The following is a 24,095-nucleotide window of genomic DNA, read 5'->3' as shown; positions in this document are numbered from 1 at the left end:
TCGTTCATTCCACCCCGGCGGGGCGGGTAACCGTCACCCGCGCGAGCGCCCCGGCGAACGGGGTAAGAAGGATCTTGGATGGGAAGGAAAGCCAGGTGAACGTCGTTCTCGGGCTGGCGGCCGTCCTGGTGCTGACCGCCGCCACCGGCTACTTCGTGGCGCAGGAGTTCGCCTACGTCACCGCCGACCGGCTGGCGCTCGCGCACCAGGCCAAGGACGGCGACCGGCAGGCCGCCCGCGCCGTCCGCGTGATGGAGCGCCTGTCGTTCATGTTGTCGGGCGCCCAGCTGGGCATCACCGTGACCGCCCTGGTCGTGGGCTTCATCGCCAAGCCCGCGCTGGCCGACCTGATCGCCCCGGCGCTGCGGGCGGCCGGCATTCCGGAGGGGGCGGTCGGCGGCACCGCGGTCGCCGCCGGGTTCGCCCTGGCGACGGTCATCCAGATGGTGCTGGGCGAGCTGTTCCCCAAGAACCTGGCGCTGGCCAAGGCGGAGACGCTGGCCCGCGCGCTGGCCGCCTCGACCCTGGTCTACATGATGCTGGCGGCACCGCTGATCAAGCTCTTCGACGCCTCGGCCAACAGGCTGCTGCGGGCGGTCGGCATCGAGCCGGTCGAGGAGCTGCACCACGGCGCCACGCTGGAGGAGATGGGCCACATCATCGGCGAGTCCGGCGAGCACCTCAAGGCCGGGCACTCCGAGCTGCTCGAACGGGCGCTGGCGTTCTCCGAGCGGACCGTCGACGAGGTCATGGTGCCGCGCGTGGACGTGGTGACGGTGCCAGAGGCGGCGATGGCGAGCGAGCTCAGCGACGTCATCACCGCGCACGGCCACACCCGCTATCCCGTGGTCGGCGACAGCGTCGACGACGTCGTCGGGACGGTCGGGCTGGACGAGCTGATCCCGCTCAGCCCGGAACGTTCGGCCCGCACCGTGGTGCGCGAGCTGGCCCTGCCCGCGCTGCTGCTCCCCGGCTCGCTGCCGCTGCCCGACGCGGTGTCCCAGCTGCGCGCGCAGGGCGGCCCGATGGCGTGCGTGGTGGACGAGTACGGCGGCTTCGCCGGCATCGTCACCTGGGAGGACATCGCCGAGGAGCTGGTGGGCGAGATCGCCGACGAGAACGACGTCGAGGAGGACCTGGCGATCCGGCGCGGCGAATGGTGGACGACCGACGCCGGGCTGCGGGTCGACGAGGTCGCCCACGAGACCGGCATCGCCCTCCCCGAGGGCGACTACGAGACCGTGGCGGGCCTGATGCTGAAACACCTGGGCCGGGTCGCCGAGCCGGGCGACCGGGTCACCGTCGACGTGCCGCCGCAGCGGCTGGACGACCCTCCGCGCCGCGCCACGATCGAGGTCCTGACCGTCCACCGGCACGTCCCGGAGCTGATCCGGCTGCGATCCGACGAGCTCGACCCCGGGGAGGCCGCCCGATGAACCTCTCCGTCGGCATCCCGCTCACCCTGCTCCTGCTGGTCGGCAACGGCTTCTTCGTGGCGGCCGAGTTCGCGCTGGTGGCCGCCAAGCGCCCGCGCGTCGAGCGCGCCGCCGCCCAGGGCAGCCGTGCCGCGGCCTCGGCGGTCGCCGGGATCCGCGAGCTGTCGCTGATGCTGGCCGGCGCGCAGCTGGGCATCACGATGTGCTCGCTGGGACTGGGCCTGGTGTCCGAGCCGGTCATCGCGCAGACGCTGACCCCGGTGTTCCACGACCTCGGACTGCCGGAGACGGCCGCGCACGCGGTGGCGTTCGTGCTGGCGCTGGCCCTGGTGACGTTCCTGCACATGGTGATCGGCGAGATGGCGCCCAAGTCGTGGGCCATCGCCCGGCCGGAACGTTCGGTCATGTTGCTGGCGCCGCCGTTCCGCGCGTTCACCACGATCGTGCGGCCCGTGCTGGCCGGGCTCAACTCGGTCACCAACCTGCTGCTGCGCATGATCGGGGTCCATCCCAGGGACGCGATGAGCGTGTCGCGCACCCCCGAGCAGCTGCGCGACCTGGTCGACGAGTCGCGGCGGCTCGGGCTCATCGAGGAGGCCGACGTGCAGCTGCTCCGGGCGGCGCTGGAGGCGCCCGAGTCGCCGCTGGCGGATCTGGTGATCCCGGTCGACGAGATCGTCTCGGTGCCGGCCTCGGCCACCCCGCAGGAGGTCATCGACACCTCGATCCGCACCGGCCGCACCCGCCTCATGGTCCGGGGCCGCACGCCGGCCGCGGGCCAGGGCCGCGCACCGGCCGCCGGACAGGGCCGCGCACCGGCCGGGGGCCAGGGCGCCGCGCCGGGTGCGAGCCAGGCCGCCGCGCCTGCCGCGGGCCAGGGCGGGCGGCCCGGCCCGCCGCGCATGGTGCACGTCCGTGACGCCTACCTGGCGCGGGCGCGCGGGCGCCGGACCCCGGCCGCGCAGCTCGCCCATCCGGTGCCGACGCTCACGGTCGACACCCCGGTGACCGAGGCCGTCACCACGCTCCAGACCCACCACAGCCACCTCGGCCTGGTGCTGGGCGCCGACGGCGGCCCGGCGGGCCTGATCAGCCTGGACGATCTCCTCACCACCCTGCTGTCCCCGCCGCGCCCCGAAGGCTGACGTCAACTCTGGTTGACACTCGCTCACTGTCAACCTAGATTGACACCATGAGCGACGGAGTGAAGCTCGCCCAGGAGGCGGGCAGCCAGGATCCGGCGGTCGGACTGCGGGCGGTGAGCGCGCTGCGCGAGCTGGCCGAGCGCCTGGAGGCGCTCCAGGTGGCCAACGCCCGCGACCAGGGCTGGTCCTGGCAGGAGATCGCGGTCTGTCTCGGCGTGAGCCGCCAGGCCGTCCACAAGAAACACGGCGGTGGCCGGCGGATTCTGAAGAAGGAGCGTTGACCGATGTTCGAACGGTTCACCAAGCAGGCGCGGGACGCCGTCACCGGGGCCCAGCAGGAGGCCCGCGCGCTCGGCCACGGCCGGATCGGTCCCGAGCACCTGCTGCTCTCGCTCGCCGCGGGCGAGGGCCCGGCCGCCGAGGCGCTGCGCGCCCAGGGCGTCTCGGCCGCGCCGCTGCGCGCCTCGGTGGCCCGGCTGGAGGCGGCCGGCGACCTCGACCCGGAGGCGCTGCGCACGCTCGGGATCGACCTGGACGCGGTCCGCGAGGCCACCGAGCAGACGTTCGGTGAGGGGGCGCTCGACGCTCCTGCCGGGCGTTTCCGCCGGTCGGCCACGGGCCACCTCCCGTTCGGTCCCGCTGCCAAGAAGTCGCTGGAGCTCAGCCTGCGCCAGGCGCTGCGGCTCAAGCACAAGCACATCAACGCCGGTCACGTGCTGCTCGGCATCCTCCAGGCCGGCGACCCGCGGGTCACGCGGGTCCTGACCGAGGCGGGGGCCGACGTCGACGCGCTGCGCGACGACCTCACCCGCCGCATCGTGTCCGAGGCCGCCTGAACCGCGTCCCTCCGGGACCGTTCTGACCTGCGCCCCTCCGGGTCGTTCCGGTGTGATTACGTGGGACGCATGGTCCCGCTGATCGAAGCCCTCCGCGCCGCCCTCCCCGCCTCCCGCGTCGTCACCGACACCGACGTGGTCTCGTCCTACGTCCGCGACGAGGCGGAGTGGGCGCCCTACGGCGCGCCGGCCGCGCTCGTCCGCGCCGGGAGCACCGCGGACGTGCGGGCCGTGGTCACCGCGTGCGCCGAGCGCGGCGTCCCGGTGGTCCCGCGCGGCGCGGGCACGGGCCTGTCGGGCGGCGCGAACGCGGTCGACGGCTGCGTCCTGCTCTCCCTGGAGGCGATGAACGAGATCGTCGAGATCGACCCGCACGAGCGGCTCGCGGTCGTCCAGCCCGGCGTGGTCAACGACGACCTGCGCGCCGCCTGCGCCGGGCAGGGCCTCTGGTACCCGCCGGACCCGGCGAGCGCGCCCTGGTCGACGATCGGCGGCAACGTGGCCACCAACGCGGGCGGGCTGTGCTGCGTGAAGTACGGCGTGACGCGCGACTACGTCCTCGCCGTCGAGGCGGTCGTGGGCCGCGGCGAGGTGGTCCGGCTCGGCCGCCGCACCGCCAAGGGCGTCGTCGGGTACGACCTGTGCGGGCTGATGGTCGGCTCCGAGGGCACCCTCGGCGTCATCACCGAGATCACCGTGCGGCTCCGCGGCGCCCGCGCCGCCGAGCGCACGGTGGTCGGCTACTTCGACACCCTGGAGGCGGCGGGCGAGGCGGTCAGCGCCGTCACCGCCGCCGGGGTCGTGCCGAGCGCGCTGGAGCTGATCGACCGGCACTGCCTCAAGGCGGTCGACGAGTGGAAGAACATGGGCCTGTCGGCGGACGCGAACGTCCTGCTCCTCGGCCGTACCGACTCCCCCGGCGAGGCGGGCGAGGCCGAGGCCGACACGATGGTCGGCTGCTTCAAGCGGGCCGGGGCCACCTGGAGCACCCGCTCGACCGGGGAGGAGGAGGCCGAGGCGCTGTTCTCGGCGCGCCGCCTGGCCTACCCCGCGCTCGAACGCCTCGGGCCCGTGCTGACCGAGGACGTGTGCGTGCCGCGCGCCCTCGTCCCCGAGATGCTCACCCGGATCGAACGCGCCGCCCGCGACCACGGCACCCACATCGCCAACATCGCGCACGCGGGCGACGGCAACCTGCACCCGCTGATCATCGCTCCGGCGGCGGACGAGGACGCCCGCGTCCGCGCCGAGCGCGCGTTCGACCAGATCATCGCCGACGCCATCGCGCTCGGCGGCACGGTCACCGGCGAGCACGGCGTCGGGCTGCTCAAGCGGCGCGGCCTGCGCGCCGAGCTCGACCCGGCCGTCGTCGCGATGCACCACGCGGTCAAGGACGCGCTCGACCCGGCCGGGATCTTCAACCCGGGCAAGGTGATCGGCGACCCCGGATCCTGACGGCCGCGACGAGGACCGCGACGATCAGCACGGTCCACCAGCCCACGACCATCACCCACTTCAGGAACACCGGCTGCCGGTCGGCGAAGAACCTCTCCGTGTGCAGCGCGGGCGGGGTCACATGCGGCCGGTGCGGTGACTCGTCGACAAGGGCCTGCAGCACGAACGGCGGGCTCGCGTCCACCTCCCGGCCCGACGGCCAGCCCGTCCCGGCGATCCGCTCGGGACGCGGCACCTGGGTCTCGTACCAGGTGAACGGGCCGGTCGACCAGCGCACCGGGCCGCCGTCCTCGTACACCGACTCGCCGCGCTCACGTTCGAGCCGCTTCACCTTGCCCTCACGCAGGTCCGCGACCAGCCGCGCCGGGCCGGCCTCGCGCGCGTGGGCGCGTGCCGCCACCATCGCCGTCACCGTGCCCAGGCCCCCGAGCAGGGCCAGGCACACCACCACCGTCCGAAGCTTCGACGCCATGCCGTGCTCCCTTGATCGCGATGGCCCCGACCCTAACCCGCGACGGGGGCCAGGTAGCCGCGCAGGACCTTCTTGAGCTCGACGACGGCGGCCGTGCGTTCGTCCCCCTCGGCGGCGGTCACCAGGGGCACCATCGCCTGGAAGATCTGGATGAGGACGCGCGCCATGCGGCGGCGCTCGTCCTCGCCCAGCCCGGGGGCGCGGGCGACCAGCACCTGCTCGACGCGGCCGAGCAGGGCGGCCTGGATCGGCCGGGCGGCCTCGGCCAGGCCGGGCGGCATGTCGGGCCGGGCGAAGAGCGCCTTGAACCCCGGGTTGGCGACGTTGAACGCCACGATCGGGTCGATCATGCGGTCGAGCATCTCGTCGAGGTCGAGCGCGGCGAAGCCGACGGCGCCGAACGCCTCCTGGTGCGCGGCCCGCATCTGGACCACGAACCGGTCGGCCAGGGCCTGCGCGATCGCCTCCTTGTTCTTGAAGAACTGGTAGAGCGAGCCCGGCGAGATGCCCGCCGCCGCGGCGATCGCGTTCGTGGTGGCCGCCTCGTACCCCGTCGCCGCGAACACCCCGGCGGCGGCGGTGAGGATCTCCTCGATCCGCCGTTCACCGCGCGCCTGCCTGCGCCGCGGCCGTTCCTCGTCCGTCACGTCACCGTCCCACCGGTTGCGAATACGAGTATTCGCTCGTATTCTCCGAGCCTAATACGAGTGGTCGCTCGTAAAACTCAGCCTATCCAGGGGGACCCCATGCTCGGAAGGCTCATCATCAGGGGCCCGCGCCGGATCGTCGCCGCCGGCGTGCTCCTGCTGCTCCTCGCCGGAGCCGTCGGCGCCGGCACGATCAACGCCCTGTCCCTCAACCGCTTCGAGGCGCCCGGCTCGGAGTCGGTGCGCGCCCGCGCGGTCCTGGCGCAGGAGCACCGCACCGGCACGCCGAACGTCGCGCTGCTGGTCACCGCGCGCCAGGGCACCGTGAACGACCCGGCAGCGGCGGACGCCGGCCGCCGCCTCACCGCCGAGCTCGCCGCCCACCCCGGGGTCGGCGACGCGTGGTCGTACTGGACGCGCGGCGCACCCGAGACGCTCCGCAGCACCGACGCCCGCCAGGCCGTCGTCCTCGCCTGGGTGCCCGGTGACGCCGACCACGTCCGGCGCGACGTCCTCCCCTCCCTGGCACCGCACTTCACCCGTACCGACGCCGCCGTGACGGTGACCGTCGGCGGCGGCGACGAGGTGTTCCGGCAGGTCATGGAACAGGCGAGGCAGGACTTCCTGCGCGCCGAGCTGATCATCCTGCCGGTCGTCCTGCTGCTCCTCTGGCTCGTCTACCGGCGGCTCTCCGCCGCGCTCGTCACGCTCGGCGTCGGGCTCTTCGCCGTGCTCGGCTCGCTCGCCCTGCTGCGCGGCGTCGTCGCGTTCACCGAGATCTCGACGTTCGCGTCCAACATCGCCCTGGTGATGGGCATCGGGCTCGGCGTCGACTACGGCCTCTTCGTCATCTTCCGCTTCCGCGAGGAGCTGGGCCGGGGACTGGACGTGCCCACCGCGGTCCGCCGCACCGTCCGCGGCGCCGGGCGCACCGTCCTGTTCAGCGGCGTCACCGTCGCCGCCGCCCTGTCGGTGCTGCTGGTCTTCCCGTTCCCGTTCCTCAGCTCGTTCGCCTACGCCGGCGTCGCGGTGGTGGTCGCGGCCGTGCTCGGCGCGACCGTCCTGCTGCCCGCCGCGCTCGCCCTGCTCGGCCACCGCGTCGCCCGCCGCGGCGAGCCGCGCGACGGTCTCTGGTACGCCGCCGCGACCCGCGTCATGCGCCGGCCGCTCCTCCTGGGCGGCGCCGCCCTCGGCCTGGTGCTGCTGCTCGGCGCCCCGTTCCTGGGCATCCGCTTCGGCCTGCCCGACGACCGCGTCCTGCCGAGCTCGGCCCCGGCCCGCCAGATGTACGACCAGATCCGCGCCGGGTTCCCGGTCGAGGAGGCCGACGCCCTCCAGGTCGTCGCCCCGGGCCAGGACGTCACCCGCTACCGGGACACCCTCGCCCGCGTCGACGGCGTCGTCCGCGTCGACGCCCACGGCACCTGGCTCTCGGTCGTCCCCGCGTCCGAACGCCGCGAGGCCGACACCCCGGGCCTCGTCCGCGACGTCCGCGCCGCGGTCGGCCCGGAGGCCCTGGTCGGCGGCTACCCCGCCGAACTGGCCGACTACCGCGACCGCGTCACCGCCCGGCTCCCGCTCATCGCCGGCCTCATCGTCGCCGTCACGTTCGTCGTCCTGTTCCTCATGACCGGCAGCGTGGTCGCCCCGCTCAAGGCCGCCGTGCTCAACATGCTCAGCCTCGCCGTCATGTTCGGCGCCCTGGTCTTCGTCTTCCAGGAGGGCAACCTCTCCTCCCTCCTCGGCTTCACCCCGACCGGGTCGATCGAGCCCAGCATCCCGATCCTGATGTTCTGCATCGCCTACGGCCTCTCGATGGACTACGAGGTGTTCCTCCTGTCGCGCATCAAGGAGGAGTACGACCGCACCGGCGACGCCCTGCGTTCGGTCCCCCTGGGCATCGCCCGCAGCGCACCCCTGGTGACGGCCGCGGCGGTCATCCTCGCCGTCTCCTTCGCCACCTACGCCACCGGCCGCGTCGTCTTCCTCCAGCAGCTCGGCATCGGCATGGCCCTCACCGTCCTGGTCGACGCGACCCTCATCCGGGGCGTCCTCCTGCCCGCCTTCATGCGCCTGGCCGGTCCCGCCAACTGGTGGGCCCCGCGCCCCCTGCGCCGCCTCCACGAGCGCATCGGCCTCTCAGAATCCTCCCCCGACCCCGAGATCGACCTCCCCGCCGCCCGCCTGCGGGACGCGGGGATCGAGACGGGCCGTCCTGACATGTGAACGGGCCACGCCGAGCTCGGGGAGCTCGGCGTGGCCCGGGAGGGTCCGCCCTCAGGGCGTACGGGTCCAAGGGGGCTCAGCCCGCGGGGCGGCAGAACACCTCGTCGACCAGGGCCTGCTTCGCCCTGCCGAAGATCTCGGCGGTGGCGGCGAAGTCGAGGGCGGCGTCCCCCATGGTCAGCGACGCGGTCATGGTCGTGCCGCCGGGGGCGAGCTGCACCTCACCGCCGCCCAGCCGAAGAAGCCGCCGTTGTGGGTGTAGACCGCGCCGGCTGGACAGCGCGAGCCGTACCGGCTCCTCGGGCTCGTGGGTGTGGAACTGGTTGTCCACGAACTCCCGGCCCTGCCAGGGGATCCCCGCGGCGACCGTCCCGTCCAACCCGCTGTGCTCCTCCGTTTCGTGTGCGGTGGTGGGTCAGAGACTGCGGGCGGTGACGTCGCCGTACGCGGTGGTGGCGGTGATCGCGAGCTGCGTGTCGGCGCCCTGGGTGTTGGTGAGCGAGTTGTGGATCCGGCCGTAGGAGGTGCCGGCGTCCAGGGAGGCGGACACTCCGGCGGCGGCGCCGACGGTGATCTGACCGGCCTGGGTGGTCAGCACGACCTCGCCGCGGACGGCCTCGGTGATCTGGATGTCGCCCTTCGCGGTGCTGACCTCCGCCGGGCCGTTGAGGCGGCCGACGGTGACGTCACCGGCGGCGGTGGCCAGGTGGAGCCCTGCGACCTCGTCGATCTCGACCGCGCCGTACGCCCCCTCGAAGGCGACGTCGCCGAACCGGCCGGCCGCGCGGACCTCGGCGCTGGCCGCCCTGGCCTGGACGCTGGAGCCGGCGGGCGGCTGAACGGTGACCACGACGGAGCCGGAGGCGCCGAGGACCTGGTTCCCGGCCTTGGCCTGGATCCGCAGCACGCCGCCGGCGTAGTCGACCGTGGCCTGCTCGGCGACCTTGACGTCCCGCCCCTTGGAGGGGTCGGCGGGCAGCACCTCGACCACGGTGTCGGCGCGGTCTGCGGCCACGAACCGGACCTTCCCGGCGGGGACTCCTGGCCTTCCGCATGGCCAGACAGGCAGTCCTGAGCCAGAGCCAGCCCAAGCCGCCCTCATATCAAGCAATCACCGGAGAGGCGGCGCTCCATCAGGTGGTCGGAAGTCCAGATGTCGCTCACTCCCAGCTGGCGCGTTTGACCGACGTCGCCCATCTGGAGCATGTTTCGATCCGAGTCCTGCCCTACACCCAGGGTGCGCGCCTGTGGGTGGGCAATCCCTTTCACCTGCTCTTACATGAGACCCCCGGCCAACTCACGGTCGCAGGGGTCGAGTACTTCAACAGGAGCAAGTTCGTGGAGGATGAGGTTGAGGTCACCGAGCATGAAGAGGTCTATGCGCGCCTCGTGGACGCCACCCTTGACGAATCCAAATCCCTTGAACTCGTTGAGCGAATAATGTCGGCTCCATGAGGACACCCGAGCTGCCCAACGCCGCTTGGCGAAAGAGCAGCCGCAGCGGCGCCAGCGAAGGCAGTTGTGTCGAGGTGGCGGCTACGGTGACTCGGCTGGTGGCGGCGCGGGACTCCAAGGACCCCGACGGTCCTGCGCTGTGCTTTGGTCAGGGCGCGTGGCTCGCGTTCTGCGAATCCATCAAGGCGGGTGCGTACGACCCTCGCCGGCCGGTGGCGTAGGCGCCTCAGCCGGGGAGCTTCAGGGTGGCGACGGCCGCGGGCTTGGTGCCCTGGGGGACGTCGTAGACGAGGACGACGGTCGTGGTGGCGCCGGGGTTGAGGTCGTTGAGCTTGCCGCGTCCGACGAGGACGGTCTGCCCGAACGTCTGGTCCCATTCGGGCGCGTACTCGGAGCCGTCGGCGGTGTGCAGGGAGAGGTGCGCCGGAGGGTGCACCGGGTGCTTGGTGATGTTGCGCATCGTGATCCGCACCAGGAGGTAGCGGCCCTGCGGCTTGGTCGTGCCCTTCGAGGGGTCGGTCAGGCTCGTGGCCCAGGAGTGGCCGCGCACGGTGGCCTTGAAGTCGGTGAGCGGCGACTCCATGGTCCCGTTGTTCTCGACCAGGCTCGGTGACGGTGACGGCGCCTGTGACGCTGACGGTGTCGCAGTCGCTGGAGCGCTCGCCGGGGGCGGGCTCTGCGCGGGGAACGTCGCCTCGGGGGCGGCCTCTTGCGCGCTTGAGCAGCCGGCGACCGCGATGAGGAGGAACGCGGCGGCTGCGCGGAGGGCGATCACGGGCGAATCGTGGCACCTGCCTACGACATCGGCTAGCCGTAGATGGTGTCTCGGGTGCGGTCGAGGGCGGTGAGGACGGCGCCCTGGAGGATGGGGTTGCCTTCGACGGTGGTGGCGCGGACCTGGGTGCGGGCGGGTGAGCGGGCGTCCAGCCGGTCCTGGACGAGGGCGGCCATGTGCGGGCCGCCGGCCCGGCCGGCGGCGCCGCCGAGGACGACCAGGCCGGGGTCCAGGACGGCGACCAGCGTGAAGACGGCGGTGGTGATGCGGTCGGCGACGGCCTCGGGCGTGAGGGCGCGCATCCGGCCCTCTTCGAGGAAGTTGCAGTAGTCGATGCCGTCGGCCTGGAGGAAGCCCACCTCTCCGGCGCCGCCGGAGGCGCCGCGGCGGAGGCGGCCGCCCAGAACGACGCCCGCGCCGACGCCGTCGTCGAGCCAGAGGAGGACGCAGTCGTCGTGGCCGGCGGCGGAGCCCAGGCGGTGCTCGGCGACGGTGGCGAGGTTGACCTCGTTCTCCAGGATCACGTCGGCGGGCAGCACGGCACGGAGGGCGGCGGCGAGGTCGGGGCGCCAGCCGGGCAGGCCGCTGTCGGTGGTGAGGCCCGTCCGGGGGTTGACGAGGCCGGGGACGCCGAGCGCCACGGTGTGCAGGTCGTGGTCTCCGGCGGCGGCGGTGACGGTCTCGGCGATGAACGACGGGAGGTCGGGATCGCCGGGCATCTCGCGCGTGGTGGCCGCGATCTCGGCGCCGGTGATGTCGGCGACGGTGACGTGGAGCCGCCCGCGGCGCACGTCCACTCCGGCGACGTGGGCGCGCCCGGTGACCAGGCCGTAGAGGCGCGCGTTGGGGCCGCGGCGGGCCTCGCCGGACTCGCCGGCGACCTCGATCAGGCCGTCGCTTTGGAGCCGCTCCAGCAGGTCGGACACCGTGGGACGGGACAGGCCGGTGAGGTCGCGCAGCTGGGGCGCGGTCAGCGGCCCCTGCTCGAGCAGGAGGTCCAGGGCCAGGCGGTCGTTGATCGCGCGGGCCAGGGCGGGCGTGGCGGTCTTCACGGGACCATTTAATCAGGAAGCCTGCCTGATAGGTCTTTTCATCAGGAAGCCTGCCTGATAGGTCTTTTCATCAGGAAGCCTGCCTGTTAATTTCTGTCCCATGAGCCATCGGAGTGCCATCACGTTCGCCTTCGCCGTCCACGGCGCCGTCGCGGGCAGTCTCGCCACCCGGATCCCCTGGGTTCAGGACCACCTGGACCTCAGCCCCGGCGTGCTCGGGCTCGCCCTGCTGTGCCCGTCGATCGGCGCGTTCACCGGGATGCCGATGGCGAGCCGGCTGGCGCACCGGCTGGGCCAGCGCCGCGCGATCCGGCTGCTGCTGGCCATGTGGTGCATCGTGCTGGCGCTGCCCGCGCTGGCACCGGCCCCGGTCTGGCTGTTCGGCGCGATGGTGCTGTACGGGGCCTCCGCGGGCATGTGCGACGTCGTCATGAACGCCCACGCGGTGGCCCTCGAACGGCGGCTCAAGCGTTCGATCATGTCCAGCCTGCACGGGATGTGGTGCGTGGGCAGCCTGGCGGGCGGCGGCATCGGCATGCTGGCCGCCCAGGCCGGGCTGGACGCGCGGGTGCATCTCGGGCTGATGGCGCTCGCGCTGCTCGTGCTGGGCGACCGGATGGCGCGCGGGCTCCTCGAAGTGCGCGCGGACTCCGTGGCGCCCAAGAGGTTCGCCCTGCCGTCCCGGGCGATCGCGGCGATCGGGGTGGTGGGCTTCTGCGCCACGTTCGCCGAAGGGGCCAGCGCCAACTGGGCGGCCGTCTACCTGACCGAGGTGACCGACGCCGGGCCGGGCGTGGCCGCGGCGAGCTACACCCTGTTCATGTTCTCTATGGCGTTCGCGCGGCTGGTGGGCGACCGGTTCGTCCAGCGGCTGGGGCCCGCCAGGGTGATCCGCTGGGGCGGGGCCCTGGCGGTGGCGGGCGGGGTGCTCGTCGTCACGGCCCGGACCCCTGTGCTCGGGATCGCCGGGTTCGCCGTGCTCGGCCTGGGCCTCGCGGTGGTCGTGCCGCTGGTCTTCCTCGCGGCGGGCAACGCCGGCCGGACGCCGGCGGAGGGCGTCGCCGGGGTCGCCACGATCACGTACCTGTCCGGACTCACCGCGCCCGCCGTGACCGGGTGGGCGGCGGGCGCGGTGTCCTACCCGGCGGCGTTCGCCATGATCACTGGGGTGGTGGTCGTGATGACGCTGCTGGCGGGTGTGATGCGGCAGCGCCCGCTCCCCGACGCCGTGGTGGTGAGCGAGGAGCGGGCGCCCGCATCAGCCTGACCAGCGGTCGAGGTGGAGGACCTCGTCGAGGGGCACGCGCGGGGCCGGCTTGAACGTCTCCCCCGTGTAGTACGCCGTCGGCACCAGGGCGGCCTGGCGGACGTCGGACGGCAGCCCGAGGAGCTCGGCCATCTCGTCCTCGTACAGCAGGTGCAGCGTCGTCCAGGCGGTGCCCAGCCCGCGGGCGCGGGCCGCCAGCATGTAGCTCCACACGGCGGGGAGCAGGGACCCCCAGGCGCCCGCCTGGTTGCCGGACGCCAGCCTCGGCACGCGCAGGCACGGGATCAGCAGCACCGGCACCTCGCCCATGTGCTCGCCCAGGTAGCCGACGCTGTCACCGACGCGGCGCTGCACCTCGGCCCGCCCGGGATCGTCGGCGAAGAGCTTGGCGGCCGAACCGTCGGACGCGAGATAACGGTCGACCGCGCGCCGGTAGAAGTCGCCCACGGCCTTGCGCCGATCCGGATCGGTGACGACGATCCACTGCCAATCCTGGCGGTTGCTGCCGCTCGGCGCCTGAAGGGCGATCTCCAGGCACTCCCTGATCAGCTCCATCGGAACGGGCCGGGTGAGATCCAGTCGCTTGCGAACGGTGCGCGTCGTGGTCAGCAACTCGTCCGGTGTCAGAGGCGCGGTGGTCATGACCCGCATGGTTTCACGCGCCGCCACCGGCGGAATTTCCGGGGTGAATCATTTCCCCCGGAAATGGACTCGGCCAAGCGGCGGACCGCTTGGCCGAGTCGGATGCCACCGCGGCCGGAAGCCGTGCGGCGATGAGGAGCCGGGAGGTCCCTCAGTGGGACGCTTCGTACTTCTCGATCACATTGGCCGGAATTCGGCCGCGGGCGTTGACCTCGATACCGCTCGTGCGGGCCCATTCGCGGATGGCCGCGGAACGCTCCCGGTTGCCGGCCGTCGAAGACGCCCCGCCGCGCTTGCGTCCCGCCTTGGCGGCCTTGCGCGCGCCGGTCAGGAACGGCTCCATGCCCTTGCGGAGCTTCGCGGCGTTCTTCTTGCTCAGGTCGATCTCATAGGCGGTGCCGTCGAGCGAGAACCGCACGGTCTCCTCGGCCTTCCCACCGTCCAGGTCATCGACCAGCGTTACCTCGATCTTCTGTGCCATTCGAGCCCCCCAATTGGCTGCTGTTTCGGCTATGCGTCCGGCCTGGCATCCGGGTGGTCTTCAATGAACGCCGCATAGACCTCGTCGGAAATCTTACCGCGTTCTGGCACTTCTACGCCCTTGCGACCGGCCCATTCTCGAACATCGGCATTGGTGTACCCCTTCACCTTTGCCGTGCTCGGCGCCTTCCGCCCCTTCCCGGGGCGCTTCACCTCGACCGACTTGTCGATGTACGACTCCACGGCCTCCAGGGCCTCGGTGAGGCGCTTGTGGTTGTCATCGCTCAAGTCGATGGTGAACATCCGGCCCAGGATTTCGAAGTCGCGCTTAGCGACATCGCCACCTTCGGAACCGTCGATGTCGTCTACGCGAATGACCTTCTCGGCCATATGTGTCCCGTCTTCCTTCCCCTCGCCTACGCGGCGCCCATGACCTTAGCGGATTACCCGGCCGGTTCCGGTCGTGACACAGCCCGGCCCGGCTCGCGGCGGGCCACCCGGGCGGCCCGGTGATATAATTGATCATGATGTGGAACACGCTGCGATTTACGGGCCCCCGGCCGGCACGACCGGTCGCCGGGGCTCATCGGCGTGCTCTGATCTGACGACGGCCGCCGAATCGGCGTCGGCGCGGCCCGGCCGGGGGTTTTCTCCCCGAACCGCCCACCGCGACCCGATCGGAGCCTTCCATGTCGTCCCTTCTGCTTTCCACCGATGAGCTGGCCCGTGCCCTCGACGTCCGGGATCTGACCGACCCGGCGCGGGGCCCGCACGCCGCCCAGCTCGCCGTCACCGCCATCACCGGCGCCCTGCGGAACGCCTGGAACACCGAGGTGCGGCTCGTCCGCGCCCATCCGCTGGTGCCCGTCGAGGACAACTACGAACGCCTCGGCTATCCCGCCGACGCCGTCACCCGGGACGCCAGGTACACCCGGTACGCCAGCGAGACGTGCATGCTGCGCAGCCACACCAGCGCCATGATCCCGCCCGCCGCGGCCGCCCGGCTCGGCGTCCTTCCGGGGCAGAAGAACGTGCTGCTGCGGATCGTCCTGCGCCATCCCGCCCGCACCCTGACCGCAGAGGAGGCGAACGCCCTGCGCGACCGCGTCTACGCGGCCGTACACCAGGGCGCCGTACACGAGGGCGCCGCGTGTGACGGCGCCTCGCGTGTGGACGGGGGTGGGCGGGGGGGTGGCTCGGGTCAGAGGCGATCGACCGCGGTGACCTTGACGACGGCCTCGCCGGCGTCGTCGGAGCCCGCCAGGTCGACCTCGGCGGTGATGCCCCAGTCGCGGTGGCCCGCGGGGTCGTCGAAGACCTGCCGGACCCGCCACAGCGCGTCCGCGGGCACCTCCTCGATCTGCAGGAGCTTGGGCCCGCGGGCGTCGGGTCCGGTCAGCAGCTCGTCGTGCTCCTCGAAGTAGGCGTCCATGGCGTCGGCCCACGCGTCGGCGCCGAAGTCGGGGTCGAGCTCGGCGAGGTCGGCGTACCGTTCGAGCGCGGCCAGCTCCACCCGCCGGAACAACGCGTTGCGCACCAGGACGCGGAACGCGCGGGCGTTGGCGGTGACCTTGGTGACGCGCTCCTCCAGGTCCTCGGCGAGCGTCTCGTCGTTGGGGTTGGCGAGCTGCTCCCACTCGTTGAGCAGCGAGGAGTCGACCTGGCGGACCAGCTCGCCGAGCCACTCGATGAGGTCGATGAGGTCGTCGTTCTTGATGGACTCCGGCACGGTCTGCTGGAGCGCCTTGTAGGCGCCCGACAGGTAGCGCAGCACCAGGCCCTCGCCGCGGGCCAGCTCGTAGTACGCGATGTACTCGGTGAACGTCATGGCGCGTTCGTACATGTCGCGGACGACCGACTTGGGCCGCAGCGGGTGGTCGCCGACCCACGGGTGCCCGCGCCGGTAGATCTCGTACGCGGCCTCCAGCTCCTCTTCGAGGGGCTTGGGGTAGTCGACGTCCTGGAGCGCCTCCATGCGCTCCTCGTACTCCATGCCCTCGGCCTTCATCTCCGCGACCGCCTCGCCGCGCGCCTTGTTGAGCTGGGCGGCGAGGATCTGGCGCGGGTCGTCCAGCGTCGACTCGATGATCGAGAGCACGTCGAGCGCGTAGGTCGGCGAGGCCGGGTCGAGGATCTCGAACGTGGCGAGCGCGAACGTCGACAGCGGCTGGTTGAGGGCGAAGTCCTCCTGGAGGTCGACGGTGACGCGCGCCCACCGGCCCTGCTCGTCGGGCAGCTCCAGCCGCTCGACCACTCCCCCGGCCAGCAGTGACCGGTAGATCGCGATGGCCTGGGAGATGTGCCGCCGCTGCTGCGAGCGTTCCTCGTGGTTGTCGGTGAGCAGCTTCTTCATGCCCTGGAACGCGTTGCCCGGCCGGGCGATCACCGACAGGAGCATGGCGTGGCTGACCTGGAAGCGCGACTTGAGCGGCTCGGGCTCGGCGGTCTGCAGCTTGGTGAACGTCTCCTCGTCCCAGCCGACGAAGCCCTCCGGCGGCTTCTTGCGCTGGACCTTGCGGCGCTTCTTGGGGTCGTCGCCCGCCTTGGCGAGGGCCTTCTCGTTCTCCACCACGTGCTCGGGCGCCTGCGCGACGACGTAGCCGATCGTGTCGAAGCCCGCGCGGCCCGCCCGGCCGGCGATCTGGTGGAACTCCCGGGCCCGCAGCCGCCGCACCCGGTGCCCGTCGTACTTGGACAGCGCGGTGAACACCACGGTCCGGATCGGCACGTTCACCCCGACGCCGAGCGTGTCGGTGCCGCAGATGACCTTCAGCAGCCCGGCCTGCGCCAGCCGCTCCACCAGGCGCCGGTATTTGGGCAGCATGCCCGCGTGGTGCACGCCGATCCCGTGCCGGACGAAGCGCGACAGGTTGCGGCCGAACCGCGTCGTGAAGCGGAAGTTGCCGATCAGGTCGGCGATCCGCGCCTTCTCCTCCTTGGTGCACACGTTGATGCTCATCAGCGACAGCGCCCGCTCGATCGCGGCGGCCTGCGTGAAGTGCACCAGGTAGATCGGGGCCTTCTGGTCCGACAGGAGGTCCTCGATGGTCTCGTGCAGCGGGGTGATCCGGTATTCGTACTTCAGCGGCACCGGGCGTTCGGCCGACGTCACCACCGCCGTGGGACGGCCGGTCCGCCGCGTCAGGTCCTTCTCGAACCGCGCCACGTCGCCGAGCGTCGCCGACATCAGCACGAACTGCGCCTGCGGGAGCTCCAGCAGCGGGATCTGCCACGCCCAGCCGCGCTCGGGCTCGGAGTAGAAGTGGAACTCGTCCATCACCACGAGGCCGATGTCGGCGTCGGCGCCGTCCCGCAGCGCGATGTTGGCCAGCACCTCGGCCGTGCAGCAGATGATCGGCGCGTCGGCGTTGACGCTGGCGTCGCCGGTCATCATGCCGACGTTGTCGCTGCCGAACATCTCGATCAGATCGAAGAACTTCTCCGACACCAGCGCCTTGATCGGCGCGGTGTAGAAGCTGATCTCGTCCCGCCCCAGGGAGGCGAACTGGGCGCCCGCCGCCACCAGGCTCTTGCCCGACCCGGTCGGCGTCGCGAGGATCACGTTGGAGCCCGACACCGCCTCGATCAGCGCCTCCTCCTGCGCCGGATACAGCGTGATCCCGCGTTCGGACACCCACCCCTCGAAGGCCTCGAAGAGGGCGTCAGGGTCGGCGGGCGCGGCGGGGAGGCGGTCGATGAGGCTCACCCTCCCATCCTGCCCTTGATCGCCCCCTGGTCACGCCATCCCGGGGCCACATGTATCCGGGAACGTTCCGGTTCAATCGCGACCGCACCCGGCCGCATGACTGGCCGCCTCCTCGAACCAGGCGGACGATTTGTCCTGACTGTTCCTGTTTGTCGAGAGCTGGAGGGCAGTCATGAGGCGCTATGCGGTCGAGTTCATCGGGACGTTCTTCCTGGTCTTCACGGTGGGATGCGCCGTTCTCGGCAGGTCGCCCCTCGCGCCGCTGGCCATCGGCGCGGTGCTCATGGTGATGGTGTACGCGGGCGGCCACATCTCCGGCGGGCACTACAACCCGGCCGTCACGCTGGGCGTGTGGATCCGGGGCCGGATCGAGACCGTCGAGGCCGCCGGCTACTGGGTCGCGCAGCTCGCGGCGGCGGTGGTGGCCGCGTTCGTGGCCGACTACGTCGTCAATCCGCGCGTGGTGGTCCAGCTGGCGCCGTCCGGCCGCAACCTGGTCGCGGCGCTGATCGTCGAGGTGCTGTTCACCTTCGCCCTGGTCTACGTGGTCCTGAACGTCGCCACCAGCAAGGACCACCCGGACAACTCGTTCTACGGCCTGGCCATCGGCTTCACCGTGGCCGCCGGGGCGTTCGCCGTCGGCACGATCTCCGGCGCCGCGTTCAACCCGGCGGTGGCGCTGGGCGCGTCGATCATGGAGCTGTTCGCCTGGTCGAAGATCTGGCTCTGGCTGGTCGCCGACCTCGCGGGCGGTGCCGCCGCCGGAGCCGCCTTCCTCGCCCTCAACACCGACGACCGGGCGGCCCCCGCCCCGGCCGGCCACGCCCCGGCCCGCAACTGAGCCCGACACCGGCCCGGGGCTTGCCATCCGAACCCGTGACCCGCGCGTCCAATGATCAACATCGGACGAACGGGTGATGAATGAGCGACGACCAGCCACCGGCTCCGCAGACGGCACGGCCGGATCAGCAGGAATGGCGGCAACCGGGGCCGCAGTGGCAGCCACCCGGGCCGCATTGGGCACCGCCCGGCGTCCACGCCCCGCCCGCTGCGGGTCCGCCACAGCGGGCGGTGAGCACGCGGACGATCGTCCTGATCGTGCTGGGCGCCTGTGCCCTGGGATCGTTCGGCCTCGTCGAGGTCCTGCAAGAGGTCATCGAGTCCAACAACCGGGAGAGCCCGCGCCGGCCCGCGGCCACGACGGCGGCACCGGCGGCGCCCGCGCGTTCGCTGGTCCTTCCGTCCTCGGCCGCGGGCTACACGCGGCAGACGGGGAGCGCGGCGCAGGCCGTCGTCGACGACATGCTCGAAGGCATGGGGCCGCTGGCGCAGGCGGCCACCCCCAAGGCGGGCCTGTACGCGAAGGGCGGCGAAGAGTTCATCTTCCTCGGCTTCACCGGCACCGACCTCGCCAAGACCGGCGTGCCGGCGTCGGCGAACGCCACGACGACCCTCGTCGAGGGCATGTTCGCGGGCATGGGCCTCACCGGCCAGACGACCCACCCGCCGGGCCCGCTCGGCGGTCAGGTCCGCTGTGGCAAGGCCTCGAGCGACGGTGCCGCCGTCCAGGTCTGCGCGTGGACGGACCCCTCGACGGCGGGCCTGCTCATGAGCCCGCAGATCGCGGTCGAGGAGCTGGCCGCCGCCACCGTGGGGTTGCGTGCCGAGGCGGAGCGCTGATCAGGCGTCACCTCTGATCAGGGCGTCACCTCGGTGCGGTCGGCGCCCCAGAGGGTGTGGAAGGAGCCTTCGCGGTCGACCCGGCGGTAGGTGTGGGCGCCGAAGAAGTCGCGCTGGCCCTGGGTGAGGGCGGCGGGAAGGCGCTCGGCGCGCAGCGAGTCGTAGTAGGCCAGGGCGGCCGCGAAGCCGGGGGTCGGGATGCCGAGGCGGACGCCGGTGGTGATCACCTGGCGCCAGGCGTCCTGGGCGGCGCCGACGGCGTCGGCGAAGTGCTCGGCCTTGAGCAGGGTGGGCAGGGCGGGGTCGGCGTCGTAGGCCTCGCGGATCTTGTCGAGGAAGCGGGCCCTGATGATGCAGCCGCCGCGCCAGATGGTGGCCATCGCGCCCGGGTCGATGCCCCAGTCGTACTCGGCGCTGCCCGCCTGGATCTCGTGGAAGCCCTGCGCGTACGCGACGATCTTGGACGCGTAGAGGGCCTGCTCGACCGCGTCTGCGAAGCCGGACTCCTCGACCTTGGACCGGGACGGGCCCGGCAGGCCCTGGGAGGCCTCGCGCAGGCCGGCGTGGCCCGAGACGGACCGGGCGAAGACGGCCTCGGCGATGCCGCCCACCGGGACACCCAGGTCGAGGGCGGTCTGCACGGTCCAGCGGCCGGTGCCCTTCTGCTCGGCCTGGTCGAGGACGACGTCGACGAACGGCGTGCCCGTGGCGGCGTCGGTGTGCGCGAGCACCTCGGCGGTGATCTCGATGAGGTACGACTCGAGCCGGCCGGTGTTCCAGGTGCGGAAGACGCCGGCGATCTCGGCCGGGGAGAGCCCGGCGGCGTGCCGCAGCAGGTCGTAGGCCTCGGCGATGAGCTGCATGTCGGCGTACTCGATACCGTTGTGCACCATTTTTACGAAATGACCGGCCCCGTCGGGCCCCACGTGGGTGGCGCACGGGACGCCGTCGACCTTGGCGGAGATGTCCTCCAGCAGCGGCCCGAGCGCCTCGTACGACTCGGCCGAGCCGCCGGGCATGATGCTCGGGCCGTGCAGCGCGCCCTCCTCGCCGCCCGAGATGCCGGTGCCGACGAAGTGCAGACCGCGCTCGCGCAGGGCCGCCTCGCGCCGCCGGGTGTCGGCGAAGTGCGCGTTCCCGCCGTCCACGATCATGTCGCCGGGCTCCAGCAGCGGCGCGAACTCGTCGATCACCGCGTCGGTCGGGCCGCCCGCCTTGACCATGATCACCAGGCGGCGGGGGCGTTCGAGCGAGGCGACGAAGTCCTCGGCGCTCTCGGCGGGCAGGAAGGTGCCCTCGTCGCCGAACTCCTCGACCAGGGCCTTGGTCTTGGCGGCCGTCCGGTTGTGCACGGCCACCGGATGCCCGTGCCGGGCCAGGTTGCGGGCCAGGTTGCGGCCCATCACCGCGAGTCCGGTCACCCCGATGCGCGCCTGCTCTGCCATGGCGTTGGTCCCTCTCCGTCGAGTCTCTCCCGCCTACTCCCCAACGTACGCGCGGCGGGCGGCGCGGCGTTCGGCGCCCCGGGAAATTGATCAACCGTGGCATGCCCTTGTGTTCCCTGGGCACGACACGCAACGGTGGACTGAGGCGAAACGGAGGGGCGCTGGTGCTGGGACTGCCGGAACGGGTCGAGGCCTGCCTGTTCGATCTGGACGGGGTACTGACCGACACGGCCTCGGTGCACGCGGCCGCCTGGAAGGAGATGTTCGACGCCTTCCTGCGCGAGCGCGCCGGGCGGACCGGGGAGGCGTTCGTCGAATTCGACCCGGGCGGCGACTACACCGCGTACGTCGACGGCAAGCGGCGCGAGGACGGCACCCGCTCGTTCCTGGCCGCGCGCGGGATCGAGCTGCCCGAGGGGACCCCGGACGACCCGCCCGAGGCCGAGACCGTTCACGGCCTGGGCGCCCGCAAGAACGCCCTGGTGCTCAAGCTGATCGAGGAACGCGGCGTCACGGTGTTCGAGGGGTCGGTCGACTACGTGCGGGCGGTGCGCGCCGCCGGGCTGAAGACCGCCGTCGTCTCCTCCAGCGCCAACACCGTCCAGGTGCTGAAGGTCGTGGGCATCACCGACCTGTTCGACGCCCGGGTCGACGGCGTCGTCGCCCAGGAGCGCGGCCTGCCGGGCAAGCCCGCGCCGGACATGTTCCTGGCGGGCGCCGAGGCGGTCGGGGTGGGCCCGGACCGGGCGGCCGTCTTCGAGGACGCGCTGGCCGGCGTGGAGGCGGGCCGGGCGGGCCGGTTCGCGCGCGTCGTGGGCGTCGACCGGGTGGGGCCGGCGCACGCCGCCGCCCTGTCGGAGCACGGCGCGGACGTCGTCGTCTCCGACCTGTCCGAACTGCTGGACGACGTCGGGGACCAAGCTGACGAGCACCAGGCCGAGGGGGGCCAGTGAGCGAACGGAACGACGAGCCGGCGGACCGGCCGGTCTTCACCGTCGAGCCGTGGTGCGTGCGCGAGCCGGAGCTGCGGCTGGACCGGCTGGCGCAGAGCGAGTCGGTGTTCGCGCTGTCGAACGGGCACGTGGGGCTGCGCGGCAACCTCGACGAGGGCGAGCCGCACGGGCTGCCCGGCAGCTACCTCAACTCGTTCTACGAGCAGCGCCCGCTGCCGCACGCGGAGGCCGGCTACGGCTACCCGGACGAGGGCCAGACGGTCATCAACGTCACCAACGGCAAGCTGATCCGGCTGCTGGTCGACGACGAGCCGTTCGACGTCCGCTACGGGCGGCTGCACGCGCACGAGCGCAACCTCGACATGCGCGCCGGGACGCTCACCCGCAACGTCGAGTGGACCTCGCCCGCCGACCGGCGCGTCAAGATCACTTCGGTCCGGCTCGTCTCGCTCACCCAGCGCGCCGTCGCCGCCATCTGCTATGAGGTCGAGCCGGTCGGCCAGGCGGTGCGCGTCGTCGCCCAGTCCGAGCTGGTCGCCAACGAGTCGCTGCCCGACATGGGCCGCGACCCGCGCACCGCGGCGGCGCTGGAGTCGCCGCTGGAGAGCGAGGAGCACCAGACCAACGGCTCCAAGGCGATCCTCGTGCACCGCACCAAGCGCAGCGGGCTGCGCATGGCGGCCGGGATGGCGCACCACATCGAGGGCCCCGACCGGATGGCGATCGACTCCGAGAGCTTCCCCGACGTCGGCCGGATCACGATCTCGACCCGGCTCGAGCCGGGCGAGCGGCTGCGGATCGTGAAGTTCGTGGCCTACGGCTGGTCCAGCCAGCGTTCGCGGCCGGCGCTGCACGACCAGGTCGTGGCGGCGCTGGCGGGTGCCAAGCACGCGGGCTGGACGGGCCTGCTCGACGAGCAGCGCGCCTACCTGGACGACTTCTGGGCCGGCGCCGACGTCGAGGTGGACGGCGACGCGGAGATCCAGCAGGCGGTGCGGTTCGGGCTGTTCCACATCCTGCAGGCCGGCGCCCGCGCGGAACGCCGCATGATCCCGGCCAAGGGGCTGACCGGGCCGGGCTACGACGGGCACGCCTTCTGGGACACCGAGACGTTCGTGCTGCCGGTGCTGACCTACACCCATCCGGGCGCGGCGGCGGACGCGCTGGCCTGGCGGCACATGACGCTGCCGCTGGCGCGCGAGCACGCCACGAAGATGGGGCTGGCGGGCGCGGCGTTCCCCTGGCGGACGATCCGCGGCCAGGAATGCTCGGGCTACTGGCCGGCCGGCACCGCGGCGTTCCACATCAACGCCGACATCGCCGACGCGGTGGTCCGCTACGTCGACGCGACGCAGGACGTGCCGTTCGAACGCGAGATCGGGCTGGAGCTGCTGGTCGAGACCGCGCGGTTGTGGCGGCGCCTGGGCCACCACGACGTGGAGGGCGTGTTCCGCATCGACGGCGTCACCGGGCCGGACGAGTACAGCGCGGTGGTCGACAACAACGTCTACACCAACCTGATGGCGCAGCGGAACCTGCGGGAGGCCGCGGCGACGGCCATGCGCCACCCCGACCTCGCCGAGAGGCTGAACGTCACCACCGAGGAGGCGGCGTCGTGGCGGGACGCGGCGGCGGCGATGCTGATCCCCTACGACGAGCGGCTCGGCGTGCACCCGCAGAACGAGGGGTTCACCAACCACGCCCGCTGGGACTTCGCCGCCACCCGTCCCGAGCACTACCCGCTGCTGCTGAACTTCCCCTACTTCGACCTCTACCGCAAACAGGTGATCAAGCAGGCCGACCTGGTGCTGGCGATGCACCTGAACGGGCACGCGTTCACCGAAGAGCAGAAGGCCCGCAACTTCCACTACTACGAGGCGCTGACGGTCCGGGACTCCTCGTTGTCGGCGCAGACCCAGGCGGTGATGGCGGCCGAGGTGGGGCAGCTGGAGCTGGCGCACGACTACCTGGGCGAGACCGCGCTCATGGACCTGCACGACCTGGCCCGCAACACCCGCGACGGGCTGCACATCGCGTCGATGGCGGGCGCCTGGAGCGGCCTGGTCGCCGGGTTCGGAGGGATGCGCGTCGACGGCGGCACGTTGTGCTTCGCGCCCCGGCTGCCCGGCGGCATCAGCAGGCTGGCGTTCCGGCTCCGCTACCGGGGCCGGTGCGTGCACGTCGCGGTGACCCACGAGCAGGCGACCTACGAGCTGCTGGCGGGCGAGGAGCTGGAGCTGTTCCACCACGGTGAGCGCCTGCTGGTCGCCGACAAGCCGGTCGAACGGGAGGTGCCGGCCGACCCCGCCCCGCCCCGGGCGATGCAGCCGGTCCGCCGCGAACCGCGCCCCCGCAGGACCGACCCGCACCTCCAGGCCCCCGGACGTTCCCGAGGCGGCAACAGAACCTGAACGCCGCCGCTC

At 72.4% G+C, this 24,095-nt stretch carries 25 protein-coding genes; 13 read left to right on the top strand and 12 right to left on the bottom strand.

What is annotated here, in order from left to right; genetic code table 11:
* The first annotated feature begins 95 nt into the window (after positions 1-95).
* The 5 genes from ABZ810_RS20330 to ABZ810_RS20310 all read left to right on the top strand — a co-directional run bounded on the left by ABZ810_RS20330 (position 96) and on the right by ABZ810_RS20310 (position 4,872).
* The gene (locus tag ABZ810_RS20330) at positions 96-1,436 is read left to right on the top strand and encodes a hemolysin family protein (RefSeq protein ID WP_358405071.1); all 1,341 of its coding nucleotides are present in this window, start codon (positions 96-98) and stop codon (positions 1,434-1,436) included.
* Positions 1,433-2,581 carry a CNNM domain-containing protein gene (locus ABZ810_RS20325; RefSeq protein ID WP_358405068.1) on the top strand — a complete coding sequence of 383 codons (1,149 nt, stop codon included), beginning with the start codon at positions 1,433-1,435 and terminating at the stop codon, positions 2,579-2,581. The genes ABZ810_RS20330 and ABZ810_RS20325 overlap by 4 nt, the downstream gene beginning before the upstream one ends.
* Before the next feature lie 47 nt (positions 2,582-2,628).
* Positions 2,629-2,862 (top strand): helix-turn-helix domain-containing protein, encoded by a 234-nt coding sequence (locus ABZ810_RS20320; protein WP_358405066.1) that lies wholly within the window; start codon positions 2,629-2,631, stop codon positions 2,860-2,862.
* A gap of 3 nt (positions 2,863-2,865) precedes the next feature.
* Positions 2,866-3,417: a Clp protease N-terminal domain-containing protein gene (locus ABZ810_RS20315; protein WP_358405064.1), complete on the top strand. Its 552-nt coding sequence runs from the start codon at positions 2,866-2,868 to the stop codon at positions 3,415-3,417.
* Between the two features lie 69 nt (positions 3,418-3,486).
* Positions 3,487-4,872 (top strand): FAD-linked oxidase C-terminal domain-containing protein, encoded by a 1,386-nt coding sequence (locus ABZ810_RS20310; protein WP_358405062.1) that lies wholly within the window; start codon positions 3,487-3,489, stop codon positions 4,870-4,872.
* Here ABZ810_RS20310 and ABZ810_RS20305 read toward each other — a convergent pair.
* Positions 4,835-5,344 (bottom strand): hypothetical protein, encoded by a 510-nt coding sequence (locus tag ABZ810_RS20305; protein WP_358405059.1) that lies wholly within the window; start codon positions 5,342-5,344, stop codon positions 4,835-4,837. The two genes, ABZ810_RS20310 and ABZ810_RS20305, sit on opposite strands and share 38 nt — an antisense overlap.
* A 32-nt stretch (positions 5,345-5,376) precedes the next feature.
* Positions 5,377-5,991: a TetR/AcrR family transcriptional regulator gene (locus ABZ810_RS20300; RefSeq protein ID WP_358405056.1), complete on the bottom strand. Its 615-nt coding sequence runs from the start codon at positions 5,989-5,991 to the stop codon at positions 5,377-5,379.
* A gap of 99 nt (positions 5,992-6,090) precedes the next feature.
* Here ABZ810_RS20300 and ABZ810_RS20295 point away from each other — a divergent pair, with 99 nt between their 5' ends.
* Positions 6,091-8,217: an MMPL family transporter gene (locus ABZ810_RS20295; RefSeq protein ID WP_358405054.1), complete on the top strand. Its 2,127-nt coding sequence runs from the start codon at positions 6,091-6,093 to the stop codon at positions 8,215-8,217.
* 76 nt (positions 8,218-8,293) lie between these two features.
* Here the strand turns inward: ABZ810_RS20295 and ABZ810_RS20290 are convergent, their stop codons facing one another.
* Together ABZ810_RS20290 and ABZ810_RS20285 are read right to left on the bottom strand one after the other, a co-directional pair.
* Positions 8,294-8,596, bottom strand: coding sequence for a hypothetical protein (locus ABZ810_RS20290; RefSeq protein WP_358405053.1), 303 nt, complete (start codon positions 8,594-8,596; stop codon positions 8,294-8,296).
* A 36-nt stretch (positions 8,597-8,632) separates the two neighbouring features.
* Positions 8,633-9,232, bottom strand: a complete 600-nt coding sequence (locus ABZ810_RS20285; protein ID WP_358405052.1) for a DUF4097 family beta strand repeat-containing protein — start codon at positions 9,230-9,232, stop codon at positions 8,633-8,635.
* Positions 9,233-9,270: 38 nt separating this feature from the next.
* Here ABZ810_RS20285 and ABZ810_RS20280 point away from each other — a divergent pair, with 38 nt between their 5' ends.
* Positions 9,271-9,672 carry a Scr1 family TA system antitoxin-like transcriptional regulator gene (locus tag ABZ810_RS20280; RefSeq protein ID WP_358405050.1) on the top strand — a complete coding sequence of 134 codons (402 nt, stop codon included), beginning with the start codon at positions 9,271-9,273 and terminating at the stop codon, positions 9,670-9,672.
* Positions 9,669-9,893 (top strand): DUF397 domain-containing protein, encoded by a 225-nt coding sequence (locus ABZ810_RS20275; RefSeq protein WP_358405048.1) that lies wholly within the window; start codon positions 9,669-9,671, stop codon positions 9,891-9,893. The genes ABZ810_RS20280 and ABZ810_RS20275 overlap by 4 nt, the downstream gene beginning before the upstream one ends.
* Before the next feature lie 5 nt (positions 9,894-9,898).
* Here the strand turns inward: ABZ810_RS20275 and ABZ810_RS20270 are convergent, their stop codons facing one another.
* Both ABZ810_RS20270 and ABZ810_RS20265 read right to left on the bottom strand, forming a co-directional pair.
* Complete coding sequence (locus ABZ810_RS20270) at positions 9,899-10,255, bottom strand: DUF4352 domain-containing protein (protein WP_358405046.1); 357 nt, start codon at positions 10,253-10,255, stop codon at positions 9,899-9,901.
* Positions 10,256-10,479: 224 nt separating this feature from the next.
* Positions 10,480-11,499 carry an ROK family transcriptional regulator gene (locus ABZ810_RS20265; RefSeq protein ID WP_358405044.1) on the bottom strand — a complete coding sequence of 340 codons (1,020 nt, stop codon included), beginning with the start codon at positions 11,497-11,499 and terminating at the stop codon, positions 10,480-10,482.
* Between the two features lie 100 nt (positions 11,500-11,599).
* Here ABZ810_RS20265 and ABZ810_RS20260 point away from each other — a divergent pair, with 100 nt between their 5' ends.
* Positions 11,600-12,766, top strand: a complete 1,167-nt coding sequence (locus tag ABZ810_RS20260) for an MFS transporter (protein ID WP_358405043.1) — start codon at positions 11,600-11,602, stop codon at positions 12,764-12,766.
* Here the strand turns inward: ABZ810_RS20260 and ABZ810_RS20255 are convergent.
* The 5 genes from ABZ810_RS20255 to ABZ810_RS20235 form a co-directional block, all read right to left on the bottom strand.
* Positions 12,758-13,408, bottom strand: a complete 651-nt coding sequence (locus ABZ810_RS20255) for a nitroreductase family protein (protein WP_358405041.1) — start codon at positions 13,406-13,408, stop codon at positions 12,758-12,760. The genes ABZ810_RS20260 and ABZ810_RS20255 overlap by 9 nt on opposite strands.
* Positions 13,409-13,559: 151 nt before the next feature.
* Positions 13,560-13,889 (bottom strand): Lsr2 family protein, encoded by a 330-nt coding sequence (locus ABZ810_RS20250; protein WP_358405039.1) that lies wholly within the window; start codon positions 13,887-13,889, stop codon positions 13,560-13,562.
* Positions 13,890-13,918: 29 nt separating this feature from the next.
* On the bottom strand, positions 13,919-14,278 hold the full coding sequence (locus tag ABZ810_RS20245) for a histone-like nucleoid-structuring protein Lsr2 (RefSeq protein ID WP_358405036.1): 360 nt from the start codon (positions 14,276-14,278) through the stop codon (positions 13,919-13,921).
* A gap of 502 nt (positions 14,279-14,780) precedes the next feature.
* Positions 14,781-14,957: a hypothetical protein gene (locus tag ABZ810_RS20240; RefSeq protein WP_358405035.1), complete on the bottom strand. Its 177-nt coding sequence runs from the start codon at positions 14,955-14,957 to the stop codon at positions 14,781-14,783.
* Positions 14,958-15,089: 132 nt separating this feature from the next.
* A complete protein-coding gene (locus ABZ810_RS20235; RefSeq protein ID WP_358405033.1) occupies positions 15,090-17,594 on the bottom strand; it encodes a DUF3516 domain-containing protein in 2,505 nt (834 codons plus the stop codon).
* 172 nt (positions 17,595-17,766) lie between these two features.
* On the opposite strand from ABZ810_RS20235, the gene ABZ810_RS20230 reads away from it, so the two are divergent.
* Both ABZ810_RS20230 and ABZ810_RS20225 read left to right on the top strand, forming a co-directional pair.
* On the top strand, positions 17,767-18,435 hold the full coding sequence (locus ABZ810_RS20230) for an aquaporin (RefSeq protein ID WP_358405031.1): 669 nt from the start codon (positions 17,767-17,769) through the stop codon (positions 18,433-18,435).
* 230 nt (positions 18,436-18,665) lie between these two features.
* The gene (locus tag ABZ810_RS20225) at positions 18,666-19,274 is read left to right on the top strand and encodes a hypothetical protein (RefSeq protein WP_358405030.1); all 609 of its coding nucleotides are present in this window, start codon (positions 18,666-18,668) and stop codon (positions 19,272-19,274) included.
* A 17-nt stretch (positions 19,275-19,291) separates the two neighbouring features.
* Here ABZ810_RS20225 and gndA read toward each other — a convergent pair whose 3' ends face one another.
* Positions 19,292-20,719, bottom strand: a complete 1,428-nt coding sequence (gndA, locus tag ABZ810_RS20220) for an NADP-dependent phosphogluconate dehydrogenase (RefSeq protein ID WP_358405027.1) — start codon at positions 20,717-20,719, stop codon at positions 19,292-19,294.
* 164 nt (positions 20,720-20,883) lie between these two features.
* On the opposite strand from gndA, the gene ABZ810_RS20215 reads away from it, so the two are divergent.
* Positions 20,884-21,672, top strand: coding sequence for a beta-phosphoglucomutase family hydrolase (locus ABZ810_RS20215; RefSeq protein WP_358405024.1), 789 nt, complete (start codon positions 20,884-20,886; stop codon positions 21,670-21,672).
* On the top strand, positions 21,669-24,083 hold the full coding sequence (locus ABZ810_RS20210; RefSeq protein WP_358405022.1) for a glycosyl hydrolase family 65 protein: 2,415 nt from the start codon (positions 21,669-21,671) through the stop codon (positions 24,081-24,083). Before ABZ810_RS20215 ends, ABZ810_RS20210 begins: the two co-directional genes overlap by 4 nt.
* The last annotated feature ends 12 nt before the right edge of the window (positions 24,084-24,095 follow it).

Origin of the sequence: Spirillospora sp. NPDC047279, assembly GCF_040643285.1 — a bacterium.
In the GTDB taxonomy this organism is placed as follows: domain Bacteria; phylum Actinomycetota; class Actinomycetes; order Streptosporangiales; family Streptosporangiaceae; genus Spirillospora.
Note: the sequence above shows the minus strand (reverse complement) of the source record. Positions and strands in the feature narration are given on the sequence as shown.

Coding starts and splice junctions, on each gene's coding strand:
- ABZ810_RS20325 (WP_358405068.1), top strand. CDS start 1,433: ATGAACCTCTCCGTCGGCATCCCGCTCACCCTGCTCCTGCTGGTCGGC.
- ABZ810_RS20320 (WP_358405066.1), top strand. CDS start 2,629: ATGAGCGACGGAGTGAAGCTCGCCCAGGAGGCGGGCAGCCAGGATCCG.
- ABZ810_RS20315 (WP_358405064.1), top strand. CDS start 2,866: ATGTTCGAACGGTTCACCAAGCAGGCGCGGGACGCCGTCACCGGGGCC.
- ABZ810_RS20310 (WP_358405062.1), top strand. CDS start 3,487: ATGGTCCCGCTGATCGAAGCCCTCCGCGCCGCCCTCCCCGCCTCCCGC.
- ABZ810_RS20305 (WP_358405059.1), bottom strand. CDS start 5,344: ATGGCGTCGAAGCTTCGGACGGTGGTGGTGTGCCTGGCCCTGCTCGGG.
- ABZ810_RS20295 (WP_358405054.1), top strand. CDS start 6,091: ATGCTCGGAAGGCTCATCATCAGGGGCCCGCGCCGGATCGTCGCCGCC.
- ABZ810_RS20280 (WP_358405050.1), top strand. CDS start 9,271: ATGGCCAGACAGGCAGTCCTGAGCCAGAGCCAGCCCAAGCCGCCCTCA.
- ABZ810_RS20275 (WP_358405048.1), top strand. CDS start 9,669: ATGAGGACACCCGAGCTGCCCAACGCCGCTTGGCGAAAGAGCAGCCGC.
- ABZ810_RS20270 (WP_358405046.1), bottom strand. CDS start 10,255: ATGGAGTCGCCGCTCACCGACTTCAAGGCCACCGTGCGCGGCCACTCC.
- ABZ810_RS20260 (WP_358405043.1), top strand. CDS start 11,600: ATGAGCCATCGGAGTGCCATCACGTTCGCCTTCGCCGTCCACGGCGCC.
- ABZ810_RS20255 (WP_358405041.1), bottom strand. CDS start 13,408: ATGACCACCGCGCCTCTGACACCGGACGAGTTGCTGACCACGACGCGC.
- ABZ810_RS20250 (WP_358405039.1), bottom strand. CDS start 13,889: ATGGCACAGAAGATCGAGGTAACGCTGGTCGATGACCTGGACGGTGGG.
- ABZ810_RS20245 (WP_358405036.1), bottom strand. CDS start 14,278: ATGGCCGAGAAGGTCATTCGCGTAGACGACATCGACGGTTCCGAAGGT.
- ABZ810_RS20230 (WP_358405031.1), top strand. CDS start 17,767: ATGAGGCGCTATGCGGTCGAGTTCATCGGGACGTTCTTCCTGGTCTTC.
- gndA (WP_358405027.1), bottom strand. CDS start 20,719: ATGGCAGAGCAGGCGCGCATCGGGGTGACCGGACTCGCGGTGATGGGC.